General features: G+C 70.6%; 1 protein-coding gene. It reads right to left on the bottom strand.

Annotated elements, in window-relative coordinates; all coding sequences use genetic code 11:
• Positions 1–255 (bottom strand): AMP-binding protein (locus L687_RS29620; protein ID WP_040569682.1); only part of this gene is annotated, 255 nt, incomplete at both ends.

Genomic DNA, 255 nt, shown 5'->3' with positions numbered 1-255 from the left:
GACCTTGACCGCCTGGCCGGGGGAGTTGCCGATGCACGCGGTCATCTCGGTCTGACCGAACCCGTCGCGGATCGTCCCGCCCCAGGCGTCACGCACCCGGTCGATGACCTCGGGGTTCAGGGGCTCGCCCGCGCCCACCAGTTCGCGCGGAGGGCGGGTGAGCCGGGCGAGATCGGCCTGGATCAGCATGCGCCACACCGTCGGCGGCGCACAGAACGTCGACACGTGGTGGGTGTCCATGACCTGCATGAGCGT

Source organism: Microbacterium maritypicum MF109 (assembly GCF_000455825.1).
GTDB classification, from domain to species: domain Bacteria; phylum Actinomycetota; class Actinomycetes; order Actinomycetales; family Microbacteriaceae; genus Microbacterium; species Microbacterium maritypicum_A.
The sequence above is the reverse complement of the archived record's forward strand: the minus strand, read 5'-3'. Positions and strand labels throughout refer to the sequence as shown.